This is a genomic window from Pseudomonas sp. MWU13-2100 (assembly GCF_023242365.1).
Taxonomy (GTDB): Bacteria; Pseudomonadota; Gammaproteobacteria; order Pseudomonadales; family Pseudomonadaceae; genus Aquipseudomonas.
In genome coordinates, this window is the sequence record NZ_JALLIX010000041.1 from 14,124 (window position 1) to 36,956 (window position 22,833).

A 22,833-nucleotide genomic window follows, 5' to 3' on the forward strand; every position below is an offset into this window, starting at 1 on the left:
AATGAAAGTGTTGAAAGGCCAGGACATCCTGGCACTTGGCTTTATGACTTTTGCCCTGTTCGTCGGGGCCGGCAACATCATCTTCCCTCCGATCGTCGGTTTGCAGTCCGGGCCCCATGTCTGGATGGCGGCGTTGGGCTTCCTGATCACCGCGGTCGGCCTGCCGGTCATCACCGTGGTCGCGCTGGCCAAGGTCGGCGGCGCCATGGATGCCCTGAGCAGTCCCATCGGTAAAGTCGCCGGCGGTTTATTGGCCGCGGCCTGCTACCTGGCGGTCGGTCCGCTGTTCGCCACCCCGCGCACGGCCACCGTATCCTTCGAAGTCGGCCTGGCACCGTTGACCGGCGAAAGCCCGCTGGCGCTGCTGCTCTACAGCTCGGTGTACTTCCTGCTGGTGTTCTTCATCTCCCTGTACCCCGGGCGTTTGCTGGACACCGTCGGGCGTTTCCTCGCACCGCTGAAGATCATTGCCCTGGCGGCCCTGGGGATTGCGGCCTTTGCCTTGCCGGCCGGCGATATCGGCACGGCCACCCCCGAGTATGTCGCGGCCCCGTTCTCCCAGGGCTTCATCAATGGCTACCTGACCATGGACACCCTCGGTGCCCTGGTGTTCGGTATCGTCATCGTCAATGCCATCCGCTCCCGTGGCGTCGATTCGCCCCGGCTGATCACCCGCTACGCGATCATCGCCGGGCTGATTGCCGGGGTCGGCCTGGCGCTGGTGTACATCAGCCTGTTCCGCCTGGGTTCGGGCAGCCATGAAATAGCGGCCGGTGCCAGCAACGGCGCGGCGGTGCTGCACGCCTATGTGCAACACACCTTCGGCTCCCTCGGCAGCGGTTTCCTCGCGGTGCTGATCTCCCTGGCGTGCCTGGTGACGGCGGTGGGCCTGACCTGCGCTTGTGCCGAGTACTTCAGCCGTGTCCTGCCGCTGTCCTACAAGAGCCTGGTGATCATCCTGGCGGCGTTTTCGCTGCTGGTGTCGAACCTGGGGCTGACCAAGCTGATTGCCTTCTCGATCCCGGTCCTGACCGCGATCTACCCGCCGTGCATCGCCCTGGTGGCCCTGAGTTTCTGCCAGTCGTTCTGGCATGCCCAGGGGCGTATCGTCGGGCCGGTGATGCTGGTGTCGTTGCTGTTCGGCATGATCGACGCCCTCAAGGGCGCCGGGTTGGCGGACTGGATGCCGGCGCAGCTGTCGCACCTGCCGTTGAGCGAGCAGGGCCTGGCCTGGCTGGTGCCGTCGGTGGTGATGCTGGCGATTGCGGTGGTGATTGATCGCCTGCTTGGCAAGCCTGACGAAGTCCTGGCCTGATTCACCTCCCTTAGGGCCTGTATTGCCCAAACTGGCCTCTTCGCGGCGGTGCGGCGTCCGGTTTGGCAGGGGCCAGTCCAGAAGAGGCCCCAGAGTCTTCTACAGATTCCAGGCAAAATAAAACCCGCACAAGGCGGGTTTTATTTTGCCTGAAGGTTTTTGCCGTTGGGGCTTTGCAAGAACCTCCAGGGCAATCAGGAGCCGGTGGCTTCCTTGGATTGCTCTTGTGCTGCCGCTTTGTTGGATTCAGCCTGAGCTTTGGCAGCATCGGCGTTTTCCTTGGCGGCCTCGTTCACCTTATCCTGAGCCTCGCTCATGCTTTTCTGAGCGTCTTGGGCGTGTTGGTTGGCGTCTTGAGCTTTGTCCTCGGATTTTTTATCGCAGGCGGCGAGACCGAGGGAAGCGGTCAACATCAAGGCAATAGCTAAAGTCTTACGCATGGGGGTGTTGCTCCTGTGTGGATATCACTGACTACTGGCCTTTCAGAACACAGCCCCAAGGGTTAAGTTCCTTGATTTTAAAAGATATATAAGTATCGACCGAGCGGAACTTTTTCTCGATGTTTCGTTTTTATGGACGTTTTTCTCCGGATGAGAGCCATTAGTTCATGATCCAGAACGCGATTTTCGAGCGCGCCACACGCTTTCTCGGTGCCATCCGCCACTGCCAGGTCCTCGGGCTGCGTTTGCACAGTGCCGATGCCACGGGGTTGACCGTGATCCTGCCGTACAGCGCCGAGATCGTCGGCGATCCGAACTCCGGGGTGATCCATGGCGGGGCGCTGACGACCTTGATGGACACCGCCTGTGGCATGTCCACCCTGTGTGTCCTGCCCGAGTTCGAGGTCTGTCCGACCCTGGATCTGCGTATCGACTACATGCACCCGGCTGAGCCGCGCAAGGATGTCTACGGTTTCGCCGAATGCTACCGGGTGACCCGCGACATCATCTTCGCCCGTGGTTTTGCCTATCAGGATGATCCCCGGCAGCCCATCGCCCATGTGGTCGGCACGTTCATGCGCATGGGCAAGGGGGTCAAGGGCGCCCGGAGCTTCAGCGGTTCGCTCAATGGCGGTGCGGCATGAGCAACGACTTCAAGGGCCTGCTGCAGCAGGCCCACCAACAAGGCGACTACGGGCAATTGCTGGAGCTTATCCCCTACGCCAAGCTGATCGGTATCCAGTGTTCACGGCAGGGCGACGAACTGTTGTTCTGTCTGCCGGCGAACAAGGACAATATCGGCAACCCGTTGCTGCCGGCGATTCACGGCGGGGTGATCGCCGGATTCATGGAACTGGCCGCGGCCCTTCACCTGCTGGTGTTGACCGGTTCGCCGGGGGTGCCCAAGGTCATCGACTTTTCCGTCGACTACCTGCGCGCCGGGCAATATCGCGATACTTACGCCCAATGCCAGCTCTGTCGCCAGGGCCGACGGGTGGCGAACGTCGCCGTCACGGCCTGGCAAAGCAGCGCGGCCGAGCCGATTGCCACCGCCCGGGCCCACTTCAAGATCGAGGAAACGCTCCCGGGCACTTGAAATCCTCGCCAGAGCCCCCAACTTTGATGACAACCCGCCGCCAACCCTTTCGGGGGCGGCCACTGCCATCCAATTGGAGTTTGATGACCATGAGTGTGGAAACTCAAAAGGAAACCCTGGGCTTCCAGACCGAGGTGAAGCAACTGCTGCACCTCATGATCCATTCGCTGTATTCCAACAAGGAAATTTTCCTTCGCGAATTGATCTCCAACGCCTCCGACGCTGTCGACAAATTACGTTTCGAAGCCCTGTCCAAGCCTGAGTTGCTGGAAGGTGGCGCGGAACTGAAAATCCGCGTGAGCTTCGACAAGGACGCCAACACCGTCACCCTCGAAGACAACGGTATCGGCATGAGCCGTGACGATGTGATCACCCACCTGGGGACCATCGCCAAATCCGGCACCGCCGATTTCATGAAGAATCTCTCCGGCGACCAGAAGAAGGATTCGCACCTGATCGGTCAGTTCGGCGTGGGCTTCTACTCGGCCTTCATCGTCGCCGACCAGGTTGAAGTGTTCAGCCGTCGCGCCGGCCTTTCCGCCAGCGAAGGCGTGCACTGGTCGTCCAAGGGCGAGGGCGAGTTCGAAGTCGCCACCGTCGAGAAGGCCGACCGCGGCACCCGCATCGTCCTGCACCTGAAGTCCGGTGAGAACGAGTTCGCCGATGGCTGGCGCCTGCGCAACATCATCAAGAAGTACTCCGACCATATCGCCCTGCCGATCGAGCTGCCGAAAGAAGTGGCTGCGGTCGAAGGCGAGGAGAAGCCAGCGCAGGAATGGGAAACCGTCAACCGCGCCAGCGCCCTGTGGACCCGTCCGCGCACCGAGGTGAAGGACGAGGAGTACCAGGAGTTCTACAAGCACATCGCCCATGACTACGAGAATCCGCTGAGCTGGAGCCACAACAAGGTCGAAGGCAAGCTGGAATACAGCTCGTTGCTCTACGTACCGGCCCGCGCGCCGTTCGACCTGTACCAGCGTGAAGCGCCGAAAGGCCTGAAGCTGTACGTGCAGCGCGTGTTCGTGATGGATCAGGCAGAATCGTTCCTGCCGCTGTACCTGCGCTTCATCAAAGGCGTGGTCGACTCCAACGACCTGTCCCTGAACGTGTCGCGGGAAATCCTGCAGAAAGACCCGATCATCGACTCGATGAAGTCGGCGCTGACCAAGCGTGTCCTCGACATGCTGGAAAAACTGGCGAAGAACGAGCCAGAGCAATACAAGGGCTTCTGGAAAAACTTCGGCCAGGTCATGAAAGAAGGCCCGGCTGAAGATTTTGCCAACAAGGAAAAAATCGCCGGCCTGCTGCGTTTCGCTTCCACCCTGGGTGAGGACGGCGAGCAAGTGGTGTCCCTGGCCGAGTACCTGGCCCGCGCCAAGGAAGGTCAGGACAAGATCTACTTCCTGACCGGCGAAACCTACGCCCAGGTCAAGAACAGCCCGCACCTGGAAGTCTTCCGCAAGAAAGGCATCGAAGTGCTGCTGCTGACCGATCGTATCGACGAGTGGCTGATGAGCTACCTCAACGAGTTCGACGGCAAGAGTTTTGTCGACGTGGCGCGCGGTGACCTGGACCTGGGTAACCTGGACTCGGAAGAGGACAAGAAGGCTGCCGAGGAAGTCGCCAAGACCAAGGAAGGCCTGGTTGAGCGGATCAAGACCGCCCTGGGCGACGCTGTCAGCGAAGTGCGGGTTTCCCACCGCCTGACCGACTCCCCGGCGATCCTGGCCATCGGTGAGCAGGACCTGGGCCTGCAGATGCGCCAGATCCTCGAGGCGAGCGGGCAGAAGGTGCCGGACTCCAAGCCGATCTTCGAATTCAACCCGGGGCACCCGCTGATCGAGAAGCTCGACGGCGAGCCGGACGAGGACCGCTTCGGCGATCTGTCGCACATCCTCCTCGACCAGGCGGCCCTGGCGGCCGGTGACAGCCTGAAGGATCCGGCGGCTTATGTGCGCCGTCTGAACAAGTTATTGGTTGAGTTGTCGGTTTAAACTCGTCGTACGAAAACCCGCTTCGGCGGGTTTTTTTATCCTTGGATGTTTTTATCGGAGTCCGAAATGAGCCAAGTTACTGTGAGTTCGGTGGTCTATCAGATCGATGGCCAGTCCTATGAGAGTCGTCTGGCCTTTGATGGCGGCCACAAGGGACCACGTCCGGGCCTGCTGATGGCGCCGAACTGGATGGGCGTCAGCGCCGGTGCCGAAAAGATCGCCGAGGCGGTGGCCGCCAAGGGCTATGTGGTGTTGATCGCCGACCTCTACGGCCAGTCGGTTCGCCCGAGCAATAATGATGAAGCCGGCGCGGCAATGATGCCGTTGAAAAATGACCGTGCCCTGTTGCGCAAGCGCATGCAGGCGGCGCTCGAAGCGCTGCAAAGCCAGGAGTTGGCGGCGGTGGACACGGCGAAGCTGGCGACTTTCGGTTTCTGCTTTGGCGGTTGCTGCTCGCTGGAGCTGGCCCGTACCGGCGCGCCGTTGAAAGCCGCGGTGTCGTTCCACGGCACACTGGACACGCCGAATGTGGCGGATGCGAAGAACATCAAGGGCTCGGTGCTGGTGCTGCACGGCGCCTCCGACCCGCTGGTGGCGAAAGAGCAACTGCCGGCATTTGAAGAGGAAATGAATGCCGCGGGTGTCGATTGGCAGTTGTTGAGCTATGGCGGCGCGGTGCATTCCTTCACTGATCCGCACGCCAATGTGCCGGGCATGATGATGTATGACGCGAAAACGGCTGGCCGTGCGTTTGTGTCGATGCATAACCTGCTGGACGAAGTGTTCAAGGGCTGAGTCTTGTAAGGTCCATGGCTTGATCATGGGCCTTCTGGCGCCCTAGAGGGCCTCTTCGCGGGCAAGCTCCGCTCCCACAGGATCGAGTCACACCGAAAGCTCTCGGTCAGACGCGAACATTGTGGGAACGGAACTTGTCGGATCGCCGCATCGCCGCGAAGAACGATAACGCGGTCTACCGTTTATCGTGGCAACTCGATCCGCTCGCTTTCTCCCGGCACCTTCGGCCAATCCCCAGCCGCCCAACGCTGGCGCGCACTGTCGATCAACGCCGGATCGCTGGCGACGAAGTTCCAGTTCATCCGCCGTGGCCCGTCCAGCGGCGCACCGCCAATCACCACCAGATGACTCTCGCCTTCGGCGAACAGTGTCGGGGTTGCTCCCGCCGGCAGCACTACCAGGCTGCACGGTTCCAGAGCTTGGCCTTCCAACTGCACCTCACCCTCCAGCACATACACCGCACGTTCCGCATACTCATCGGCAATCAGCAGGGTGGTCGCGCTTTCCATGTGGATATCGGCATACAGGGTGGGTGACAGCACCGGCACCGGTGAGGTCAGGCAAAAACCGCTGCCAGCGACCAGGCGGATCTTCACTCCCAGATTGTCGCTGTACGGCAGGCTGGCGGCAGGGTGATGGCTGTAATGGCCGGGGCCCTGCTCCAGCGCCTTGGGCGAGGCCAGCCAGATTTGCAGGCCGTGCAGGCTGGAGCCACTGGCGACGAGTTCGGCCGGGGTCCGTTCGACATGGGCAATGGCGCTGCCGGCGGTCATCCAGCTGACATCGCCGGGCTTGACGCGTTGCTCGGAGCCGAGGCTGTCCTTGTGCACGATCTCGCCGTCGAACAGGTAGGTCAGGGTCGACAGGCCGATATGCGGGTGCTGCCGCACATTCATCCCATGCCCCGGTGGATAGCGGGTTTCCAGCATATGGTCGAAAAACACGAAAGGTCCGACGCTGCGGCACTGGGCCGAGGGCAGGGGACGCAGGATCGGTTGGCCTTCGACATCCTCGGCGCGGGGACGGATCACCAGTGGTGTGTTCATGGGGGCTTCCTGGCTCAGCGGGCGATGCGCAGAGCATAACCCGCTTTTTCGCCGCTGCCCTTACTGGCTGAAGGCACCTTCGGCCAACAGCGTTTCGATGCTGACTTCGGTGGTGGTCATCAACTTGTGGATCGGGCAGCGATCCGCGACTTTATGCAACTGCTCGCGCTGGGCATCGCTGAGCACGCCCTTGAGAGTCAGTTTGACCAGCAGGCCGTACTTGCCTTTCTGTTCCTGGCTGTTGTCGCGCTTGACCTCGACGGTGACCCCGGTCAGCGGGATGCCTTTCTTCTGGGCGTAGAGCTTGAGGGTCAGGGCCTTGCAGGTGCCCAGGGCAGCATCGAAATAGTCGTGGGGTTCCGGTGCGGAGTCTTCGCCACCCGCCGTCTTGGGCAGATCGGCAAACAACTGATGATCATCGATCTGTACGCTGTGACGAAAACCTTCGCTGGATTCGGTGTTGATGGTGATGGTCATGACAAGCCTCATGAAGAGTGACGGGAAAAGACCCTGAACTTTATAGATCACTCAGCGAGAGTGGTGTTCAGCTTTTTTCGCGCTCGCCACAAGTCTGCGCCGGGTTTAAATGTTTATGATTGCTCCTGCAGGAACGATCCACGCAAAAGACGCGCGCAAAAAAACGCCCCGAACCAGTCGGGGCGTTTTTTCATATCAAGCCGGGCTTACTTGCCCTGCCAGCGCTTCAGGACCAGGGTGGCGTTGGTGCCGCCGAAGCCGAAGCTGTTGCTCATCACGTTGTTCAGCTCAACGTTTTCGCGGGTCTTGGTCAGTATCGGCATGTCAGAGACTTCCGGGTCCAGCTCTTCGATGTTGGCGGAGCCGGCAATGAACTTGCCTTCCATCATCAGCAGGCAGTAGATCGCTTCGTGAACGCCGGCGGCGCCCAGGGAGTGACCGGACAGGCTCTTGGTCGAACTGATGGCCGGTGCCTTGTCGCCGAAGACTTCACGCACACCTTTCATTTCCGCGACGTCGCCGACCGGGGTCGAGGTGCCGTGGGTGTTCAGGTAGTCGATCGGGCCGTCGACAGTGGCCATGGCCATCCGCATGCAACGGACCGCGCCTTCGCCGCTTGGCGCGACCATGTCGTAGCCGTCGGAGGTTGCACCGTAGCCGACGATTTCCGCGTAGATCTTCGCGCCACGGGCCAGGGCGTGTTCCAGCTCCTCGACCACGACCATGCCGCCACCGCCGGCGATGACGAAACCGTCACGCTTGGCGTCGTAGGCGCGGGAGGCCTTCTCCGGGGTGTCGTTGTACTGGGTGGACAGCGCGCCCATGGCGTCGAACAGGAACGACTGGCTCCAATGTTCTTCTTCACCGCCACCGGCGAAGACGATGTCCTGCTTGCCCATCTGGATCTGCTCCAGGGCGGTGCCGATGCAGTGAGCACTGGTGGCGCAGGCGGAGGAGATCGAGTAGTTCAGGCCCTTGATCTTGAACGGCGTGGCCAGGCAGGCGGAAACGGTGCTGCCCATGGTGCGGGTCACGCGGTATGGACCGACGCGCTTGACGCCTTTTTCGCGCAGGATATCCAGCGCTTCCATCTGGTTCAGGGTCGAGGCGCCGCCCGAGCCGGCGACCAGGCCGGTACGCGGGTTGGACACCTGCTCTTCGGTCAGGCCGGAGTCAGCGATGGCGTCCTTCATGGCCAGGTAGGCGTAAGCCGCCGCGTGGCCGACGAAGCGATAGATCTTGCGATCGATCAACTCTTCGAGGTTGAGGTCAATGGAGCCGGAAACCTGGCTACGCAGACCCATTTCGGCATATTCCGGGTTGAAGCGGATGCCAGGGCGGCTTGCACGCAGGTTAGCGGAGACGGTCTCTTTGTCATTGCCCAGGCACGAAACGATGCCCAGACCAGTGATAACGACGCGGCGCATGCGAATAACCCTTAGAAGTTGTCAGTGGAGGTGAAGACGCCGACCCGCAGGCCTTCGGCGGTGTAGATCTCGCGACCGTCGACCGTGACCGACCCGTCGGCAATGGCCAGGTTCAGCTTGCCTTTGAGGACGCGCTTGATCTGAATGTTATAGGTGACTTTCTTGGCGGTCGGCAGGACCTGGCCGAAGAATTTCACTTCGCCCGAACCCAGCGCACGGCCACGGCCCGGCAGACCTTGCCAGCCGAGGAAGAAACCGACCAACTGCCACATGGCATCGAGACCCAGGCAGCCTGGCATCACCGGATCGCCTTCGAAGTGGCAAGCGAAGAACCACAGGTCAGGGGTGATATCCAGTTCGGCGACCAATTCACCTTTGCCGTACTTGCCGCCTTCTTCGCTGATATGGGTGATGCGATCCACCATCAGCATGTTGGGGGCGGGCAGTTGCGCGTTACCTGGGCCGAACAGCTCGCCGCGACTGCAGCGCAGCAGATCTTCCCGGGTAAAGGCGTTTTGTTTGGTCATGCGAGCTCCTCAATAGTCCCATGCGGCAGGTGGGGCAAATCTTCCCGGCCGATCGAAGCGTTCATGCCTCGAAGCGACAGCCTACTCATAGACTATTGCGTTGTGGTGAAAGTCACAGCACCAAGGACATGAATGTACACTTGTGCACTGAAATTTTTATTCAAGCCGGTTTTCCAGCTCATTCGGGTGCCTAAGACTGCCGCACTTTCGTCTTTCACGCCAGTCGCACATCGAATTCAAGGCAGCCACTGCTGGAGAATTCGCTGCAGATCCATGCGTTTGAAGGGTTTGGACAGGTAGTCGTTCATGCCTGCCCGCAGACAGCTTTCACGGTCGCCCTGCAAGGCGTTGGCGGTCAAGGCGATGATCGGTACCTGAGCGTACTCCGGCAATTGGCGGATTTGCCGGGTGGCTTCGTAGCCGTCGACGATCGGTAGTCGGCAGTCCATCAGGATCGCCGCGAACAGGCTGTTGCGGGCGTAGTCGATCGCCTGGGCCCCGTCGGTGGCCAGACTGACGTCAAAGCCCAGGCCGCGCAACATGGCATCGATAACGGTCTGGTTGACCGGGTTGTCCTCCACCAGCAGCACCTTGCGCCCTTCGCCATGGCCGCTCGACGCGGGGGCCAGGACGGTGGCTTCGGTCGGGTGGTGCAGGGCCAGGGGGATTTCCAGGGTGAAGACCGAGCCACGCCCCTCTTCGCTGCGGGCGTGCAGGGTGCCGCCCATGCGCTCGGCCAGGGTCCGTGCAATCGGCAGGCCCAGGCCGGTGCCACCGTAACGCCGGGAGATCGAGCTGTCGGCCTGCTGGAAGGCGTCGAACATCAGTTCCAGGCGTTCGCTGGAAATGCCGATGCCGCTGTCGCGCACGGCGCAGGTGAACCACAGCACATCGTTGTCCAGGGCCTGCCAGTGCGGCTCGATGCCGACGCTGCCGTGTTCGGTGAATTTCAGCGCGTTGCCGATCAGGTTGACCAGGATCTGGCGGATCCTTGTCGGGTCGCCCTTGACCTGCAAGGCCTGCATGTCCGCGGGGATCTGCAGGTCCAGGCGCAGGCCGCGCTGGCTCGCGTTGTGCTGGAAGGCTTGGGCGCAACTGCCGATGAGTTCGGCGAGGTTGAACGGAATATGTTCCAGCTCCAGGGCCGAACGTTCGATCCGCGAGAAGTCGAGGATATCGTTGATCACCTTGAGCAGGTGTTCGGTGGACTCCGAGGCGAGGGCCGCGTATTCGCTCTGTTCCTCGGTCATTTCAGTGGTTTCGAGCAGTTGCAGCATACCCAGTACACCGTTCATCGGCGTGCGCAGTTCATGGCTCATCATGGCCAGGAAGTCCGACTTGGCATTGTTCGCCCGTTCCGCTTCCTCACGGGTCTGGATCAACTGGGCAATGGCCTGGTGCTGTTCGCGACTGGCCTGTTCCAGGGCTCCGGCGAGGTTGTTGATATGCCGTGACAGGGCGCCTAGCTCGGCGTCGTCGACTACCGGCAGCTGGGTCTTGTAGTCGCCCTGTTGAATCGCCTTGACCGCCAGGCCCATGGCGCTGATCGGTTGCGCCAGGCTGGCCGCCAGTCGCCGCGCCAGGAGAAAGGTGAAGAGCAGGGCGAACAGCGCGAGGATCCCGGCCTTGAGCAGGATTTCCTGCTGCCGCTGGCTGAAGGCGTCGTTGGACATGCCGACAATCACCCGCCCCAGATAGTCCTCGCCCTGTGTCACGCCGGGGGGGTGACCTTCTTGCAGGAAGTCGTTGTCCAGCTGAATCCGTTGCAGGCGTACCGGTGCCTGGAACAGCTTCACCGACTGCGTTCGGGCCTGTTCCTGGGCGGGCTGCTCGACATACACCAGAATATTGTTGCTGCGGTCCTGGACTTCGAGGAAGCGCACATGGGGCGTGGCCAGGGTCGCCCGCATCAGGCTTTCGAGGACTTCGCTGTTGCCGGAAATCACTCCGTATTCGGTGGCCGGCGCCAACTGGTTGGCGATCAGTTGACCGGTGTGGTCGAGTTCCTGGCGCAGATCCTGGATCCGCACGAAGGTGAAGAAACTGATCAGCAGCAACGTCAGCAACAGCGCGGGGCCGAGGCTGATCATCTGGGTCCGGGCGCTGATGCCCCAATACCGTCGCAGGGTCATGGGCGGGTCTCTCTTTCGGCCAGCCGGGTGGCGAGCGAGGCTTCGTCAATCGGTTCGATACCCAGGGAGCGGGCGACTTGTGGGTTGCTCAGGACCTTGAAGCGCGACGGGTACAGGCTGCCCGGCCAACTGGACGGAGCACGGTCGAGCAGCTCGTCGAGGATCGCCAGCCAGTCGCTCTGGTCGCTGTAGGTGCTGGCCAGGCTGCCGGCCTTGACGAAGCCGGCGTTGGGGCCGATCAGCGCCAGTTGCCGGGCATAGCTGCTGAGCAGCAGGTTCTTCGCGGTCCTGGGGTTATACACGCTCGGATCGTCCAGCCCGAGCAACACATCGCTGCTTTTGAGCAGATTTTGCAGGGGCCGGCTGTCGCTGGTGTCGTCCCAGCGCTGGGGAACGATCTCCAGTCCCAGGGGCCGGGCCGCCTGGTTCAGTTCGCGCAGCAGGAATTCGCTGTCGTGGCTATAGAGCACGCCGATCCGTCGCGCCTGGGGCATCACTTCACGGATCAGGCGCAGCTGGCGCGCCAGCGGCGGGTCGCTCCAGAGCAGGCTGAGGTTGGCGCTCGGCCCGCTTCCCAGGCGCTGCGTCGCTTGCAGGCGGCTGATACGCAGGACCAGGGTCGCCGGCCCCTGTTTATCCTTCAGCCGCCAGTCAAGGCTGGCCGGGTCCAGCAGGATCAGGCGGGTAGCAGGGGGCAGGCGACCGGGATCGGGCATCTGCGCCAGCGGCACGAAGCGTATCTGGTCGCTCGGGCGCTGGTGTGCCAGGGCGGCGGTAAAGGCCTGGACCCCGGGGCTGTCCTCGAGGCCGGTCAGCAGCACCTCGGCCGACCGCGCCGGGACGCCCGGCAACAGCACGAGCAGGGCCAGGCCCAGTTGCCTCAGGCGACGGCCCCATGCCGATGTCATCCTTGACCCCTGGCGGCTCATGCTCAGAACTCCAGTTCTGCGCTGAAGTAAACGGCCCGGCGCTGGTTGTAGTTGTTGTCGATCCAGGTGATGGGCTGGTCGTCGAGACGTTGCTGCAGCATCCCGGCCAGTTCCAGGCTGGCCCTGCGAAAGGGAATCCGCTTGGCCAGGCGCAGGTCAACCCGCTCGAAACGATACTGGTTGATGGCATCGTCACCATAGTAGAAGACTGAACTCGACCAGCCGCCGCCCCAGTCGCGCATCCAGCCGGCCGAGCCGCTGTTGCGGGCGGTGAACTGCTCGTCGACCGGGTTGCTGGCCTGGACATCGACATAGGCATAGGTCAGGCGCAGGCGGTCGGCGCTGCCCAGGCGCCAGTCGAACTGGGCCTCGCTGCCGGTGAAGCGCGAGCTGTTGGCATTGCTGGCGATAAACTGGTTATTGCGCAACGGCGTGCTGATCATGTCGCTGATTTCGTCATAGAACAGCTTCACGTCCAGGCTCAGGCCGATCTCGGCGAAGAAGCCGTTATAACCCAGTTCCCGCGAGCGCATGCGTTCCTTGTCCAGGTTTCCCGGGCCACGGGTCTGGACGAAATACTGGCCGCTGTTCTGGCCGTAGGTGGGCGAGCTCAGGTTGGTGACCTTGTAGCTCCAGTTGACGTTGTTCTCGAACATGTCCGGCGAGCGGATCGCTTCGGAATAGACCGCGCGCAAGCCGTGCCGGGGATTGATCAGGTAGTTGAGCGCAAAACGCGGGGTCAGGGAGGCACCGGTCAGTTGCGCGTCTTCGTACATGGCGCCGCCCTGCACCAGCCAGTGCTCGCTGGCGCGCCACTCGAGCTGGCCGAACAGGCGCCAGGTGCTGTCGTCGAGGGTGCCGTTGAAGTAGGTCTCGGAGTCGGCCTTGTCATAACGATAGTTCATGCCGCTGACCAGGCGCAGGCTGTCCGACAGGCTCAGGGTGTCCTGCAGTTCGAGGTCGTAGCGGGTCTCGCGGGTGCTCTGGTCGATATTGCCGCAGACGGTCTGGCTGGCACCCTGATTGAACCATTGGTCCAGAACCTGATTGGCCAGTGTCTGCTCCTGGACGCCACCCGGAGGGGGGCTGCCGACGGTGTAATGGGTCATGTTACGGGCCAGGTTCTCGGCATAGTTGGGATTCAACTGCCACAACCGGGTCAGTTGCGGACTGAACGAGACCTTGGCATCGCAGGCTTGCCAGACCTGCTGGCGATCCCAGTGCTGGGCCGAACCCTGGATATACAGGCTATGCTGGGGATTGATATCGAGGTTCCAGCGCAGAGAACCGGCGTAGTCCTTGGCCAGTACGTCGGAGTTGTCGCCGGCCGCGGTGATCCCGGGAAACACCGCCCGGTAGGTATAGGGCCGCTGGTTGGTGCCGTCCTTGACGTTCAATTGCCAGTCGATGCTCTGTTGTTCATTGAGCATCTGGCTGACCGAGAGACTGGCGCGGGTGACACGCCGGCCGTCACGGTAGTCATTGCCCAGATGGTCGCTCTGGAACCCCTCGTCCTCCTCGCCGGACATCGACAGTCGCAGGTCGCCGGTACCCCAGCCGCTGCCCTGGCTGGCATACCAGTCATTGATGCCGCGCTCGCCGCGAGTGATCTTCAGGGTTGAACCGTGAGTGCTGCCCGGTGATTTGGTGAGGATATTGACCACTGCCATCAGCGCGTTGGCGCCGTAGCTGACGGTGTTGGGGCCGCGAAACACCTCGATGCGCTCGATATCCTCGAGGGCCACCGGGATATCGCTCCAGTCCACGGTTGCCAGGCCCGCGCGATAGACCGAGCGGCCGTCGATCAGTACCTGCATGCGCCGGGCGTTGCTGGCATCGGTGCCGTGGTAGTTGATGCTGGGCTGGTTGCCGTTGGTGTAGCCGACCATCATGCCCGGCACCAGGCGCAACAGTTCGCTGATATCCCGGGCACCGCTGGCCTTGATCAGTTCGTTGTCGATGACCGTCATGCTGCCGGGTACGGCGGCCGGCGATTGTTTCAGACGGGTGGCCGTCAACACCTCGGGCAGGGGCTGGTTTTCCATGAACAGGTCGTCAGCCAGCAACGGGCCGCTGAAGATCAGGGCCAGGACGACGGTGGAACGCGCGGTGGGAGGGCCAAAAGACACGGCACAGCCTTGAAAAAAATAATAGCCGTGCATGTTAACCGAGCTTGGCCGGTTTGCCATGGCGTATGGCCGTCATTGTATAGGTTGAATCGGTCAAGCTGTCGCAGCCGTGACCTCGCCGCAAACCTGTGGGAGCCGGCTTGCCGGCGATGGCGTCCGTAAGGAGGCTGCAAGGCTCAAGGGCCCCATCGCCGGCAAGCCGGCTCCCACAAGGATTGCATCCGTTTAGAGGATTTGTATTGGGGCTGGCTGCCGGTGGCATGCTCCGTATAATGCAGCCATCGCCATTGGTAGGGATAGACGGGTTACATATGACTGAACAGTACCCAATCGCGGTTCTGGGTGGCGGAAGTTTCGGCACTGCCATCGCCAATCTGCTGGCCGAGAACGGTCATCGGGTGCGCCAATGGATGCGTGATCCCGAGCAGGCCGAATCGATTCGCGTCAATCGCGAGAATCCGCGTTACCTCAAGGGTATCAAGGTACATCCGGCGGTCGAGCCGGTCACTGACCTGGTCGCGACCCTCGACGACTGCGAACTGTTTTTTGTCGCCTTGCCCTCCAGCGCGCTGCGCAGCGTGCTGGCGCCCCATGCCGAGCGCCTGGGCGGCAAGCTGCTGGTGAGCCTGACCAAAGGCATCGAGGCGCACACTTTCAAACTGATGAGCGAGATCCTTGAAGATATCGCGCCGCAAGCTCGGATCGGCGTGTTGTCCGGGCCGAACCTGGCTCGCGAAGTGGCCGAGCACGCCCTGACCGCCACGGTGGTCGCCAGCGAGGACGAGGAACTCTGCGGTCGCGTCCAGGCCGCGCTGCACGGGCGGACCTTTCGTGTCTATGCCAGCGCCGACCGCTTTGGCGTCGAACTGGGCGGGGCGTTGAAGAACGTCTACGCGATCATTGCCGGCATGGCGGTGGCGCTGGGCATGGGCGAGAACACCAAGAGCATGCTGATCACCCGGGCCCTGGCGGAAATGACCCGCTTTGCCGTCAGCCAGGGCGCCAACCCCATGACCTTCCTCGGCCTGGCCGGGGTCGGCGACCTGATCGTCACCTGTTCTTCACCCAAGAGCCGCAACTATCAGGTCGGTTTTGCCCTCGGCCAGGGCCTGAGCCTGGAAGAGGCGGTCACCCGCCTGGGCGAGGTCGCCGAAGGGGTCAATACCCTCAAGGTGCTGAAGGTCAAGGCGCAGGAACTTGGGGTCTATATGCCTCTGGTGGCCGGTTTGCATGCCATTCTGTTTGAAGGGCGGACCTTGAACCAGGTCATCGAGCTGCTGATGCGCGGCGAGCCGAAAACCGATGTCGATTTTATTTCCACCAGCGGTTTCAACTGAAAGTCAGCGCCACGGGAGCGAGTCATGAACGAGTCCAAGTACGAATCCATTGTGTTGCGCATTGTCTGGATGCTGGTGTTCCTGCTGGTCTGGCAGGTCGCCCAGTTCATCCTCGGCGGGGTCGTGCTGGTGCAGTTGGGTTACAGGTTGTTCTACGGCGCGCCAAGCGCCAACCTGATGAACTTCGGCGACAGCCTGAGCCAGTTCCTCGCCCAGATCGGTCGCTTCGGCAGTTTCCATACCGAACAGAAGCCTTGGCCGTTCGCCGATTGGCCGACCCCGCGGGCACCAGAGGGCGAAGCCCCGCATGTGGTGCCGCCGGCGCCGCATCCGGCCCGCGACGAGGAACCCAAGCTATGAAAGTCTGGGTTCTGCGTCATGGCGAAGCCGAACCCCAGGCCCGCAGCGACGCCGAACGGGCGTTGACCGCCCATGGCCGCGAGCAGGTCCTGCGCAGCGCCGCCCAGCTGATCGGCCAGCCGTTGCAGGCGATCTACGCCAGTCCCTACCTGAGGGCGCAACAAACCGCGCAGCTTGTGCTTGAGGTGCTGGGCTTCGAAGGCGAGATCATCACCGTGCCCTGGCTGACCCCCGAGAGCAATCCGCGGGATGTCAGCTCGCGGCTCGACACGGGCGAGAACCTGTTGCTGGTCAGTCATCAGCCGCTGGTGGGCAATCTGCTCAGCTTGTTGCAGCACGGTCATGTGCACCAGCCCGAGCCCATGGGCACGGCGAGCCTGGCCGAGCTGGAAGGGGAGTTGCCGCTGGAGGGGGCGATGACGTTGTTGAGCGTCAGGCACCCCTGAGGTTCAGTGGCTCAACACCGCACCGAGCAGATCGGTGCGGGTGTTTTTCAAGGTCGTGGCGTTGACCTTGGCGCCTTTGAACCGACAGGCTTCGAAGTGGCCTGAGAGTATGGTGTTCCTCAGGTCGCAATGACTGAAGTCGTTGCTTTTGAAACCGCTCGAGAGCAGCGCGCCGTTGAGATTGGCCGCCCTGAAGTCGGCCTCCTGGTATTGCCCGAAAAATCTCACCCCACGTAAATCGCCACCGCTCAGGTCAACACCGATCATATTGACGTTGGTCACCTGCAAGGTCCTTAGCGCCTCGCAGATGGTGGCTTTGTTCCAGTACCTGAAGGCGCGGCGGGTTTCGTCGTCCTGGAAGGGCAGGCACGCGACGGCCTGCTGATCCTGGGCGACGATATTCAGGGCACAGCGCTTCAGCGCATTGGTCAGTTGCGGTGACAGCGAGGGCGGCACTCGCAGGTCGAAGAGTTTCTTCTGCACATGCAGGGACACACGGCCGCCACCGTCCAGATGCACGCCGTCCCAACTGTGCAGGATGCCGGTAAAACGGGCGGCAGCGTCGGCCATCAGTTCCAGCAGGTCGGCCAACGGGTACTGGCGCAGGCACGGTGCGCTGCCGAGGAACATCCGTGCCTGGGCCAGCGAGTCCTTCAAGCCCAGCAGGGTCAGGTCCCGTTCGATCTGCGAGAAATCGTCTGGCATCAGCTCGCGGACCGTGTGGTTGTGCGGCTCGCTCGGGCTGGCGGTTGAGCGCGCGGGGACCTGGGCGTTACCCGAGGGCATGAAGCGACGAAGAAGACGGCCTATCGTTGCCATGGAGATCTCTTGCAAGGGCTGGAAGGCGGAAATTCGACGCGATATGCCCCTCGGCGACTATCAGATTCCGCCCGGCTTTCTTGGCGCAGGCTGTTGTCTCCTGCGCTGCATGGGGCCTTTTTCAGCTTGCGGGCTTCTGTTCTTCCGTGAAATAGTCGACCGAGCGTCTGCTCGGTTGGTCGGGCCTTGCCGTGTGACGCCTGGCGCAAACACGGCTCCAGCCTATGGCCGCGGGCATGAAAAATAACCACAATGAGGACATCGACAATGGCTTTGTGGCGCACCGTACCGGATCTCGAACAACTCAATGCCTTGCAGAAAAACACCATCGGCGAAGTCCTGGATATTCGCTTCGAGGCCATCGACGACGAATCGCTGAGCGCCAGCATGGTCATCGATCATCGTACCCATCAACCCTACGGGCTGCTGCACGGCGGCGCTTCGGTGGTACTGGCCGAAACCGTCGGCTCCATGGCCAGCTACCTGTGCATCGACGCGAGCAAGTTCTATTGCGTGGGCCTGGAAATCAACGCCAACCACCTGCGCGGCCTGCGCAGCGGGCGAGTCACCGCCGTGGCCAAGGCCATCCATATCGGCCGTACCACCCATGTCTGGGATATCCGCCTGAGCAGTGACGAGGGCAAGGCCAGCTGTGTGTCGCGCCTGACCATGGCCGTGGTGCCGCTGGGGCAAACACCGCCGGCGCGCTGAGCCCCGTCATAGCCATGGCCGGACTGTCATCATTCCTGGCAGTTACGGTCATTGCTGTCGGACCCGCGCGTGCCGACAATGGACGCCTGTCTTTTTCGAGATGCTCCCGGTATGTCGCAGCCCGTGTTTTTCGCCCACGCCAACGGTTTTCCTTCGGGGACCTACGGCAAGTTGTTTGCCGCACTGGCCCCGGAGTATCAGGTGGCGCATCTGCAGCAGCATGCCCATGATCCGCGTTTTCCGGCGGACGATAACTGGCACAACCTGGTCGACGAACTGATCCACCACCTGGAGCAACAGCCCGAACCGGTCTGGGGCGTCGGTCATTCCCTGGGCGGCGTCCTGCATCTGCACGCGGCCCTGCGTCGTCCGCAGCTCTACAAGGGCGTGGTGATGCTCGATTCGCCGGTGCTGACCCGCACCGACCAGTGGGTGATCCGCGCGGCCAAGCGCCTGGGCTTTATCGATCGGCTGACGCCGGCCGGGCGGACCCTCGGGCGGCGGGAGGAGTTCGCCGATCTCGATGCCGCGCGCAATTACTTTGCGGGTAAGACCCTGTTCCGTGGTTTCGATCCGGAGTGCTTCGATGCGTACCTGCAACACGGTCTGCGCCAGGACGGCGGGCGCCTGCGCCTGAGCTTCGATCCGGCCACGGAAATCAGCATCTATCGTGGCGTCCCGCATACCAGCCCGGGGCTGGCCCGGCATTTGAAGGTGCCGCTGGCGGTGGTTCGCGGGCAGCAGAGCCGGGTGGTCATGCCGCATCACACCCGCAGTGTCGACCGCTTGCCCCATGGCGAATCCCTGAGCATGCCCGGCGGCCACATGTTTCCCCTGGAGCGTCCGCAGGACACCGCGCGCCTGCTCAAGGATATTTTCACCCGTTGGGAACGCCAGGCCGGGCAGGGGCATTGTGCATGAGCCATCCGGTCGAAGAAGTGCGCCTGAGCCTGCCGCATATCGAGTTGGCGGCCCATCTGTTCGGTCCCGAGGATGGCCAGCCGGTGATTGCCCTGCACGGCTGGCTGGACAACGCCAACAGCTTCGCGCGCCTGGCGCCGAAGCTGCACGGCCTGCGTATCGTCGCCCTGGACATGGCCGGGCACGGGCATTCCGGGCATCGACCGGTGGGCGCCGGGTACGCGTTGTGGGACTACGTCTACGATGTCTTGCAGGTGGCCGAGCAGTTGGGCTGGAAGCGCTTCAGCCTGTTGGGGCATTCGTTGGGCGCGATTGTCTCGATCGTGTTGGCCGGAGCCTTGCCGGAACGGGTGACGCGTCTGGCCCTGATCGATGGCGTGATTCCCCCCACCGGCAGTGGTGAAAACGCCGCCGAGCGCCTGGGCATGGCCTTGCAGGCGCAGCTGGAGTTGCGGGACAAGCGCAAATCGGTGCACCCGACCCTGGACCGGGCCATCGAGGCACGAATGAAGGGCCTGGTGGCGGTCAGCCGCGAAGCTGCTGAATTGCTGGCCCAGCGCGGGCTGATGCCGGTACCCGGCGGCTACACCTGGCGTAGCGACAACCGCCTGACCCTGCCGTCGCCGCTGCGCCTGACTGAGGAGCAGGCCATGGCCTTTATCCGCCGTATCGCCTGCCCGACGCAATTGGTGGTGGCCGAGCAAGGCATGCTGGCCCAGCACAAGGACTTGCTTGATCGTCTACCCTTTAGCCTGGAGCGCCTGCCGGGCGGGCACCATCTGCACCTGAACGACGAGGCCGGCGCCATCCTTGTCGCAGACTGTTTCAATCGCTTTTTCTCCACGCCTTGACTTGTCGCCTGCAACTGTCGAGGCTTGGAGGGTTGAAAGGGAGACAACCATGCCAGACCTCGACCTCCACACGACCTTGAGTCGTCCTGTTCCGGCACGTCCTGTTCCGGCTATCGCGTTTACCGTTCAGGCCCTGTCTATCCGATGATGAAGTTATCCACAGCCCTGGCCTGCGCCATTGGGATGGCCTGTTGCAGTTCGGCGCTTGTCGCCGCCGATCTACCGGGCAGCCACGACCTGGCACTGGTGCCGCGTCTGGCCGATGCACAGATTGTCGACTATCGGGCGCCGGCCGAGCTGGAGCGGATTTATCCACAGAGCGCGATCCGCAAGATCAGCAACCGCTTGCGCACGGATGCCCAGGTCAGTGCCCGTGGGCAGATGACCTCGGTGACCTACGAGTTGCCGCCCGAGCACGGTGCCGACGAAGCCTTTACCGCGGCGCGCGAAGCCTTGCAGAAGGAGGGCGCGCAGCTGCTGTTCTGGTGCCAGGCCCGCGACTGCGGGGAAAACAGCCTGTGGGCCAATGAAGTGTTCGGTAACTCCGCGTTGTCCGGTGCCGACGATCAGCAGGCCTACCTGCTGTTGCGCCTGGCGGCCCCGGCGGACAATTCGCTGGTGGCCTTGTACAGCATCACCCGGGGCAACCGCCGTGCCTACCTGCATGTGGAGCAGTTCGCCTCCGCTTCGCCGCTGGGTGAGTTGCTGCCCACTTCCGCGACCTTGCTGCGGGAACTGCGCGACACCGGCAAGCTCGATTTTCCGAAATTGACCGGCGCCCCCCAGGACACCTGGGTCACCCTGATTTCCCGCGGCCTGAACCTGGACTCTACCTCGCGGGTCAGCCTTTCGGGAGCCACCGCCGAGGCCTGGCGCCAAGCGCTGATGGCCCAGGGTGTGAGGGCCGCACGCCTGGAGGTGGGCGACGCCGTCTCCCGTGGTTTGCATATCGAATTGCTGCGCTAGAGGCTGTACGAAAGACCACCGAGAGACGATCATGCGCGTTTGTGGTTGAACCCGGATCGTCTGTCGGTAAACGCCTGACCTTGGCTTCGCCTACGCTTTCATTGCCGTCTCTTGTCTGGAAAGACCATGCCCAATAATGATCGTCTGCTGGTGCAGATACTGCTCCTGGTGCTGTTCGGTGCCACCTTGTGGGTGCTGGCACCGTTCTGGTCGGCGCTGTTCTGGGGCGCCGTGCTGGCGTTTGCCAGTTGGCCGCTGATGCGCCTGTTGACCCGGGTCCTTGGTCACCGCGAATCCCTGGCGGCCGGGTTGCTGACCCTGGGCTGGATGTTGCTGGTGGCCGTGCCCCTGGTCTGGCTGGGGCTGAACCTGGCCGACCATGTGCGCGATGCGGTGACCTTCATCAAGGACGCTCAGGTCGACGGGTTGCCGGCGGCACCGGCCTGGCTGGGCACCGTGCCCATCGTCGGCGAACGCCTGGTGGGCCTCTGGAACACCATCGACCAGCAGGGCGCGGCCTTGCTGATGACAATCAAACCTTATCTGGGGCAGGTCGGCAACTGGCTGCTGGCGCGCAGTGCGCAGATCGGCGGCGGGATCCTCGAGCTGACCTTGAGTATTGTCTTCGTGTTCTTTTTCTATCGCGACGGTCCGCGACTGGCGGCCTTTATCCATAGACTGCTGGAGCGGCTGATCGGCGAGCGTGCCGATTACTACCAGGAGCTGGTGGCGGGCACGGTGCAGCGGGTGGTCAATGGCGTGATCGGCACGGCGGCGGCCCAGGCCCTGCTGGCGCTGATCGGTTTCCTGATCGCCGGTATTCCCGGTGCCCTGGTGCTGGGTATAGCGACCTTCCTGCTCAGCCTGATTCCCATGGGGCCACCGCTGGTCTGGATTCCCGCCACGGCCTGGCTGGCCTGGAAAGGCGAGTACGGGATGGCGGTGTTTCTCGGGATCTGGGGCACCTTTATCATCAGCGGCGTGGACAACGTGCTCAAGCCGTACCTGATCAGCCGTGGTGGCAACCTGCCGTTGGTGATTGTGTTGCTGGGAGTGTTCGGCGGCTTGATCGCCTTCGGCTTTATCGGCCTGTTTATCGGCCCGACCTTGCTGGCGGTGGCCTACAGCTTGTTGATCGATTGGAGTGCGAGTCAGTCGCGGCGCGAAGAGAAACAGTGATTTTCGTTCGATCTTGAAAACGCTAGCGGACCTGTAGGCGCCGGCTTGCTGGCGATGGGGTCCTTGAGCCTTGTGTCGTCTGTCCGGACGTCATCGCCAGCAAGCCGGCTCCTACAGGGGGTGGTGCACCAATCAGGAGTGGATCAAGCCGCGGCGGCAACGCTGCTGCCGCTCTGTGCCACGGTCTGGCTCTTGAGGTTGACCATCAACCGACTCAACGCCTCGGCGATGTTTTCCTGGGCGGTCTGGCTGTTGGTGCCCGACCCCGTACCCGAGCCGCTACCGGTATTGCTGCTACCGCTGGCACTGGCCAGGGCCTGGAGCAGCAACGTGGTGGCGTTGAGGCTGGCGCTGGTGCTGGTGCTGCTGGTCGTGCCAGTGGTCGAACTGCTGGACGAGTTGCCTTGCAAGGCGCTGGTCAATTCGGCCTGGCTGATGCTGCCGTCGCCATTGCTGTCCAGTTCGCTGAACATCGAGGCGCTGTCGGCGCTGCTGCCGGCATTGCTCAGCCCGGCGGCCAGTTCGCTGCTGCTGACGGAACCGTCACCATTGCTGTCCAGGGCCTTGAGCAAGGCGTCGGCCAGTTGGGTATCGGGTTTGCCGTCGCCACCGCCGTGACCGTGCGGTTTCATCGCCGACAGTTCAGTGGCGCTGATGGTGCCGCTGCCGTCGGTGTCCAGCGTGCTGAAATTCTGACTCAGGTCATTGAGCACTTTGCTGCCGCTGTTCTGCGACAGGGCGGCGTTCAGTTCGTCCTTGCTGATGGAGCCGTCACCATTGGTGTCGAGCTTGGCGAGCAGTTGCTTCTGGAACTGTTGCTGGCGTTGCGTCGCCGTGGTGCTGCTGGTGTTGTAACCGGTATAGCCCGAGTAGTTGCTGACGCTACTGATCGTGCTCATAAGTGCACACTCCCTAAGTGTTGGCAAAGCCGATGAC

The 22,833-nt window shown here is 62.5% G+C and carries 23 protein-coding genes; 13 read left to right on the forward strand and 10 right to left on the reverse strand.

Translation table 11 applies throughout. The annotated features are described in order from the left end of the window. Position 1: 1 nt before the first annotated feature. The gene (brnQ, locus tag M5B99_RS23445; RefSeq protein WP_248806295.1) at positions 2-1,315 is read left to right on the forward strand and encodes a branched-chain amino acid transport system II carrier protein; all 1,314 of its coding nucleotides are present in this window, start codon (positions 2-4) and stop codon (positions 1,313-1,315) included. Positions 1,316-1,509: 194 nt separating this feature from the next. Here the strand turns inward: brnQ and M5B99_RS23450 are convergent, their stop codons facing one another. Then, positions 1,510-1,755, reverse strand: a complete 246-nt coding sequence (locus M5B99_RS23450) for a hypothetical protein (protein ID WP_248806296.1) — start codon at positions 1,753-1,755, stop codon at positions 1,510-1,512. A gap of 167 nt (positions 1,756-1,922) precedes the next feature. Between M5B99_RS23450 and M5B99_RS23455 the strand changes: the two genes are divergently transcribed. The 4 genes from M5B99_RS23455 (at position 1,923) to M5B99_RS23470 (ending at position 5,640) form a co-directional block, all read left to right on the forward strand. Continuing rightward, positions 1,923-2,399 carry a PaaI family thioesterase gene (locus tag M5B99_RS23455; RefSeq protein ID WP_248806297.1) on the forward strand — a complete coding sequence of 159 codons (477 nt, stop codon included), beginning with the start codon at positions 1,923-1,925 and terminating at the stop codon, positions 2,397-2,399. Then, on the forward strand, positions 2,396-2,851 hold the full coding sequence (locus tag M5B99_RS23460) for a PaaI family thioesterase (protein WP_248806298.1): 456 nt from the start codon (positions 2,396-2,398) through the stop codon (positions 2,849-2,851). Before M5B99_RS23455 ends, M5B99_RS23460 begins: the two co-directional genes overlap by 4 nt. Positions 2,852-2,940: 89 nt before the next feature. Further along, on the forward strand, positions 2,941-4,845 hold the full coding sequence (gene htpG, locus M5B99_RS23465) for a molecular chaperone HtpG (RefSeq protein WP_248806299.1): 1,905 nt from the start codon (positions 2,941-2,943) through the stop codon (positions 4,843-4,845). Between the two features lie 66 nt (positions 4,846-4,911). Further along, positions 4,912-5,640: a dienelactone hydrolase family protein gene (locus M5B99_RS23470; RefSeq protein WP_248806300.1), complete on the forward strand. Its 729-nt coding sequence runs from the start codon at positions 4,912-4,914 to the stop codon at positions 5,638-5,640. A 182-nt stretch (positions 5,641-5,822) separates the two neighbouring features. Here the strand turns inward: M5B99_RS23470 and M5B99_RS23475 are convergent, their stop codons facing one another. From M5B99_RS23475 to M5B99_RS23505, 7 genes are all read right to left on the reverse strand, one after another. Then, a complete protein-coding gene (locus M5B99_RS23475) occupies positions 5,823-6,686 on the reverse strand; it encodes a pirin family protein (protein WP_248806301.1) in 864 nt (287 codons plus the stop codon). A 60-nt stretch (positions 6,687-6,746) separates the two neighbouring features. Continuing rightward, complete coding sequence (locus M5B99_RS23480) at positions 6,747-7,163, reverse strand: OsmC family protein (protein ID WP_248806302.1); 417 nt, start codon at positions 7,161-7,163, stop codon at positions 6,747-6,749. Positions 7,164-7,369: 206 nt separating this feature from the next. Beyond that, positions 7,370-8,590 (reverse strand): beta-ketoacyl-ACP synthase I, encoded by a 1,221-nt coding sequence (gene fabB, locus M5B99_RS23485; RefSeq protein ID WP_248806303.1) that lies wholly within the window; start codon positions 8,588-8,590, stop codon positions 7,370-7,372. An 11-nt stretch (positions 8,591-8,601) separates the two neighbouring features. After that, positions 8,602-9,117 (reverse strand): 3-hydroxyacyl-[acyl-carrier-protein] dehydratase FabA, encoded by a 516-nt coding sequence (gene fabA, locus M5B99_RS23490; RefSeq protein ID WP_017127984.1) that lies wholly within the window; start codon positions 9,115-9,117, stop codon positions 8,602-8,604. 236 nt (positions 9,118-9,353) lie between these two features. Further along, complete coding sequence (locus tag M5B99_RS23495) at positions 9,354-11,249, reverse strand: ATP-binding protein (protein ID WP_248806304.1); 1,896 nt, start codon at positions 11,247-11,249, stop codon at positions 9,354-9,356. Continuing rightward, positions 11,246-12,157, reverse strand: coding sequence for an ABC transporter substrate-binding protein (locus M5B99_RS23500; RefSeq protein ID WP_248806305.1), 912 nt, complete (start codon positions 12,155-12,157; stop codon positions 11,246-11,248). Before M5B99_RS23500 ends, M5B99_RS23495 begins: the two co-directional genes overlap by 4 nt. A gap of 23 nt (positions 12,158-12,180) precedes the next feature. After that, complete coding sequence (locus M5B99_RS23505; RefSeq protein ID WP_412548758.1) at positions 12,181-14,340, reverse strand: TonB-dependent receptor plug domain-containing protein; 2,160 nt, start codon at positions 14,338-14,340, stop codon at positions 12,181-12,183. Between the two features lie 278 nt (positions 14,341-14,618). Here M5B99_RS23505 and M5B99_RS23510 point away from each other — a divergent pair, with 278 nt between their 5' ends. The 3 genes from M5B99_RS23510 to sixA are packed head-to-tail and all read left to right on the forward strand — an operon-like array spanning position 14,619 to position 16,450. Then, entirely contained in the window at positions 14,619-15,644 is a 1,026-nt protein-coding gene (locus M5B99_RS23510; protein ID WP_248806307.1) for an NAD(P)H-dependent glycerol-3-phosphate dehydrogenase, read from the forward strand. A 24-nt stretch (positions 15,645-15,668) separates the two neighbouring features. Next, positions 15,669-16,004, forward strand: coding sequence for a DUF4389 domain-containing protein (locus tag M5B99_RS23515; RefSeq protein WP_100940855.1), 336 nt, complete (start codon positions 15,669-15,671; stop codon positions 16,002-16,004). Further along, the gene (gene sixA, locus M5B99_RS23520; RefSeq protein WP_248806308.1) at positions 16,001-16,450 is read left to right on the forward strand and encodes a phosphohistidine phosphatase SixA; all 450 of its coding nucleotides are present in this window, start codon (positions 16,001-16,003) and stop codon (positions 16,448-16,450) included. Before M5B99_RS23515 ends, sixA begins: the two co-directional genes overlap by 4 nt. 3 nt (positions 16,451-16,453) lie before the next feature. On the opposite strand, the gene M5B99_RS23525 is transcribed toward sixA, so the two are convergent. Next, on the reverse strand, positions 16,454-17,269 hold the full coding sequence (locus tag M5B99_RS23525; protein WP_248806309.1) for a pentapeptide repeat-containing protein: 816 nt from the start codon (positions 17,267-17,269) through the stop codon (positions 16,454-16,456). Between the two features lie 267 nt (positions 17,270-17,536). Here M5B99_RS23525 and M5B99_RS23530 point away from each other — a divergent pair, with 267 nt between their 5' ends. The 5 genes from M5B99_RS23530 to M5B99_RS23550 all read left to right on the forward strand — a co-directional run bounded on the left by M5B99_RS23530 (position 17,537) and on the right by M5B99_RS23550 (position 21,897). Next, positions 17,537-17,980, forward strand: a complete 444-nt coding sequence (locus M5B99_RS23530) for a hotdog fold thioesterase (protein WP_248806310.1) — start codon at positions 17,537-17,539, stop codon at positions 17,978-17,980. Positions 17,981-18,091: 111 nt separating this feature from the next. After that, entirely contained in the window at positions 18,092-18,901 is an 810-nt protein-coding gene (locus M5B99_RS23535; protein ID WP_248806311.1) for an alpha/beta fold hydrolase, read from the forward strand. Then, on the forward strand, positions 18,898-19,752 hold the full coding sequence (locus tag M5B99_RS23540) for an alpha/beta hydrolase (RefSeq protein ID WP_248806312.1): 855 nt from the start codon (positions 18,898-18,900) through the stop codon (positions 19,750-19,752). The genes M5B99_RS23535 and M5B99_RS23540 overlap by 4 nt, the downstream gene beginning before the upstream one ends. Before the next feature lie 147 nt (positions 19,753-19,899). Next, complete coding sequence (locus M5B99_RS23545) at positions 19,900-20,718, forward strand: DUF4892 domain-containing protein (protein WP_248806332.1); 819 nt, start codon at positions 19,900-19,902, stop codon at positions 20,716-20,718. 126 nt (positions 20,719-20,844) lie between these two features. Beyond that, entirely contained in the window at positions 20,845-21,897 is a 1,053-nt protein-coding gene (locus tag M5B99_RS23550; RefSeq protein ID WP_248806313.1) for an AI-2E family transporter, read from the forward strand. A 143-nt stretch (positions 21,898-22,040) separates the two neighbouring features. Here the strand turns inward: M5B99_RS23550 and xopAW are convergent, their stop codons facing one another. Continuing rightward, a complete protein-coding gene (gene xopAW, locus M5B99_RS23555; protein WP_248806314.1) occupies positions 22,041-22,796 on the reverse strand; it encodes a XopAW family type III secretion system calcium-binding effector in 756 nt (251 codons plus the stop codon). Positions 22,797-22,833: the final 37 nt, after the last annotated feature.

Excerpts from the sequence above, each read along its gene's own strand:
- brnQ (WP_248806295.1), top strand. The coding sequence starts at position 2 with ATGAAAGTGTTGAAAGGCCAGGACATCCTGGCACTTGGCTTTATGACT.
- M5B99_RS23450 (WP_248806296.1), bottom strand. The coding sequence starts at position 1,755 with ATGCGTAAGACTTTAGCTATTGCCTTGATGTTGACCGCTTCCCTCGGT.
- M5B99_RS23455 (WP_248806297.1), top strand. The coding sequence starts at position 1,923 with ATGATCCAGAACGCGATTTTCGAGCGCGCCACACGCTTTCTCGGTGCC.
- M5B99_RS23460 (WP_248806298.1), top strand. The coding sequence starts at position 2,396 with ATGAGCAACGACTTCAAGGGCCTGCTGCAGCAGGCCCACCAACAAGGC.
- htpG (WP_248806299.1), top strand. The coding sequence starts at position 2,941 with ATGAGTGTGGAAACTCAAAAGGAAACCCTGGGCTTCCAGACCGAGGTG.
- M5B99_RS23470 (WP_248806300.1), top strand. The coding sequence starts at position 4,912 with ATGAGCCAAGTTACTGTGAGTTCGGTGGTCTATCAGATCGATGGCCAG.
- M5B99_RS23475 (WP_248806301.1), bottom strand. The coding sequence starts at position 6,686 with ATGAACACACCACTGGTGATCCGTCCCCGCGCCGAGGATGTCGAAGGC.
- M5B99_RS23480 (WP_248806302.1), bottom strand. The coding sequence starts at position 7,163 with ATGACCATCACCATCAACACCGAATCCAGCGAAGGTTTTCGTCACAGC.
- fabB (WP_248806303.1), bottom strand. The coding sequence starts at position 8,590 with ATGCGCCGCGTCGTTATCACTGGTCTGGGCATCGTTTCGTGCCTGGGC.
- fabA (WP_017127984.1), bottom strand. The coding sequence starts at position 9,117 with ATGACCAAACAAAACGCCTTTACCCGGGAAGATCTGCTGCGCTGCAGT.
- M5B99_RS23495 (WP_248806304.1), bottom strand. The coding sequence starts at position 11,249 with ATGACCCTGCGACGGTATTGGGGCATCAGCGCCCGGACCCAGATGATC.
- M5B99_RS23500 (WP_248806305.1), bottom strand. The coding sequence starts at position 12,157 with ATGACATCGGCATGGGGCCGTCGCCTGAGGCAACTGGGCCTGGCCCTG.
- M5B99_RS23505 (WP_412548758.1), bottom strand. The coding sequence starts at position 14,340 with ATGCACGGCTATTATTTTTTTCAAGGCTGTGCCGTGTCTTTTGGCCCT.
- M5B99_RS23510 (WP_248806307.1), top strand. The coding sequence starts at position 14,619 with ATGACTGAACAGTACCCAATCGCGGTTCTGGGTGGCGGAAGTTTCGGC.
- M5B99_RS23515 (WP_100940855.1), top strand. The coding sequence starts at position 15,669 with ATGAACGAGTCCAAGTACGAATCCATTGTGTTGCGCATTGTCTGGATG.
- sixA (WP_248806308.1), top strand. The coding sequence starts at position 16,001 with ATGAAAGTCTGGGTTCTGCGTCATGGCGAAGCCGAACCCCAGGCCCGC.
- M5B99_RS23525 (WP_248806309.1), bottom strand. The coding sequence starts at position 17,269 with ATGGCAACGATAGGCCGTCTTCTTCGTCGCTTCATGCCCTCGGGTAAC.
- M5B99_RS23530 (WP_248806310.1), top strand. The coding sequence starts at position 17,537 with ATGGCTTTGTGGCGCACCGTACCGGATCTCGAACAACTCAATGCCTTG.
- M5B99_RS23535 (WP_248806311.1), top strand. The coding sequence starts at position 18,092 with ATGTCGCAGCCCGTGTTTTTCGCCCACGCCAACGGTTTTCCTTCGGGG.
- M5B99_RS23540 (WP_248806312.1), top strand. The coding sequence starts at position 18,898 with ATGAGCCATCCGGTCGAAGAAGTGCGCCTGAGCCTGCCGCATATCGAG.
- M5B99_RS23545 (WP_248806332.1), top strand. The coding sequence starts at position 19,900 with ATGAAGTTATCCACAGCCCTGGCCTGCGCCATTGGGATGGCCTGTTGC.
- M5B99_RS23550 (WP_248806313.1), top strand. The coding sequence starts at position 20,845 with ATGCCCAATAATGATCGTCTGCTGGTGCAGATACTGCTCCTGGTGCTG.
- xopAW (WP_248806314.1), bottom strand. The coding sequence starts at position 22,796 with ATGAGCACGATCAGTAGCGTCAGCAACTACTCGGGCTATACCGGTTAC.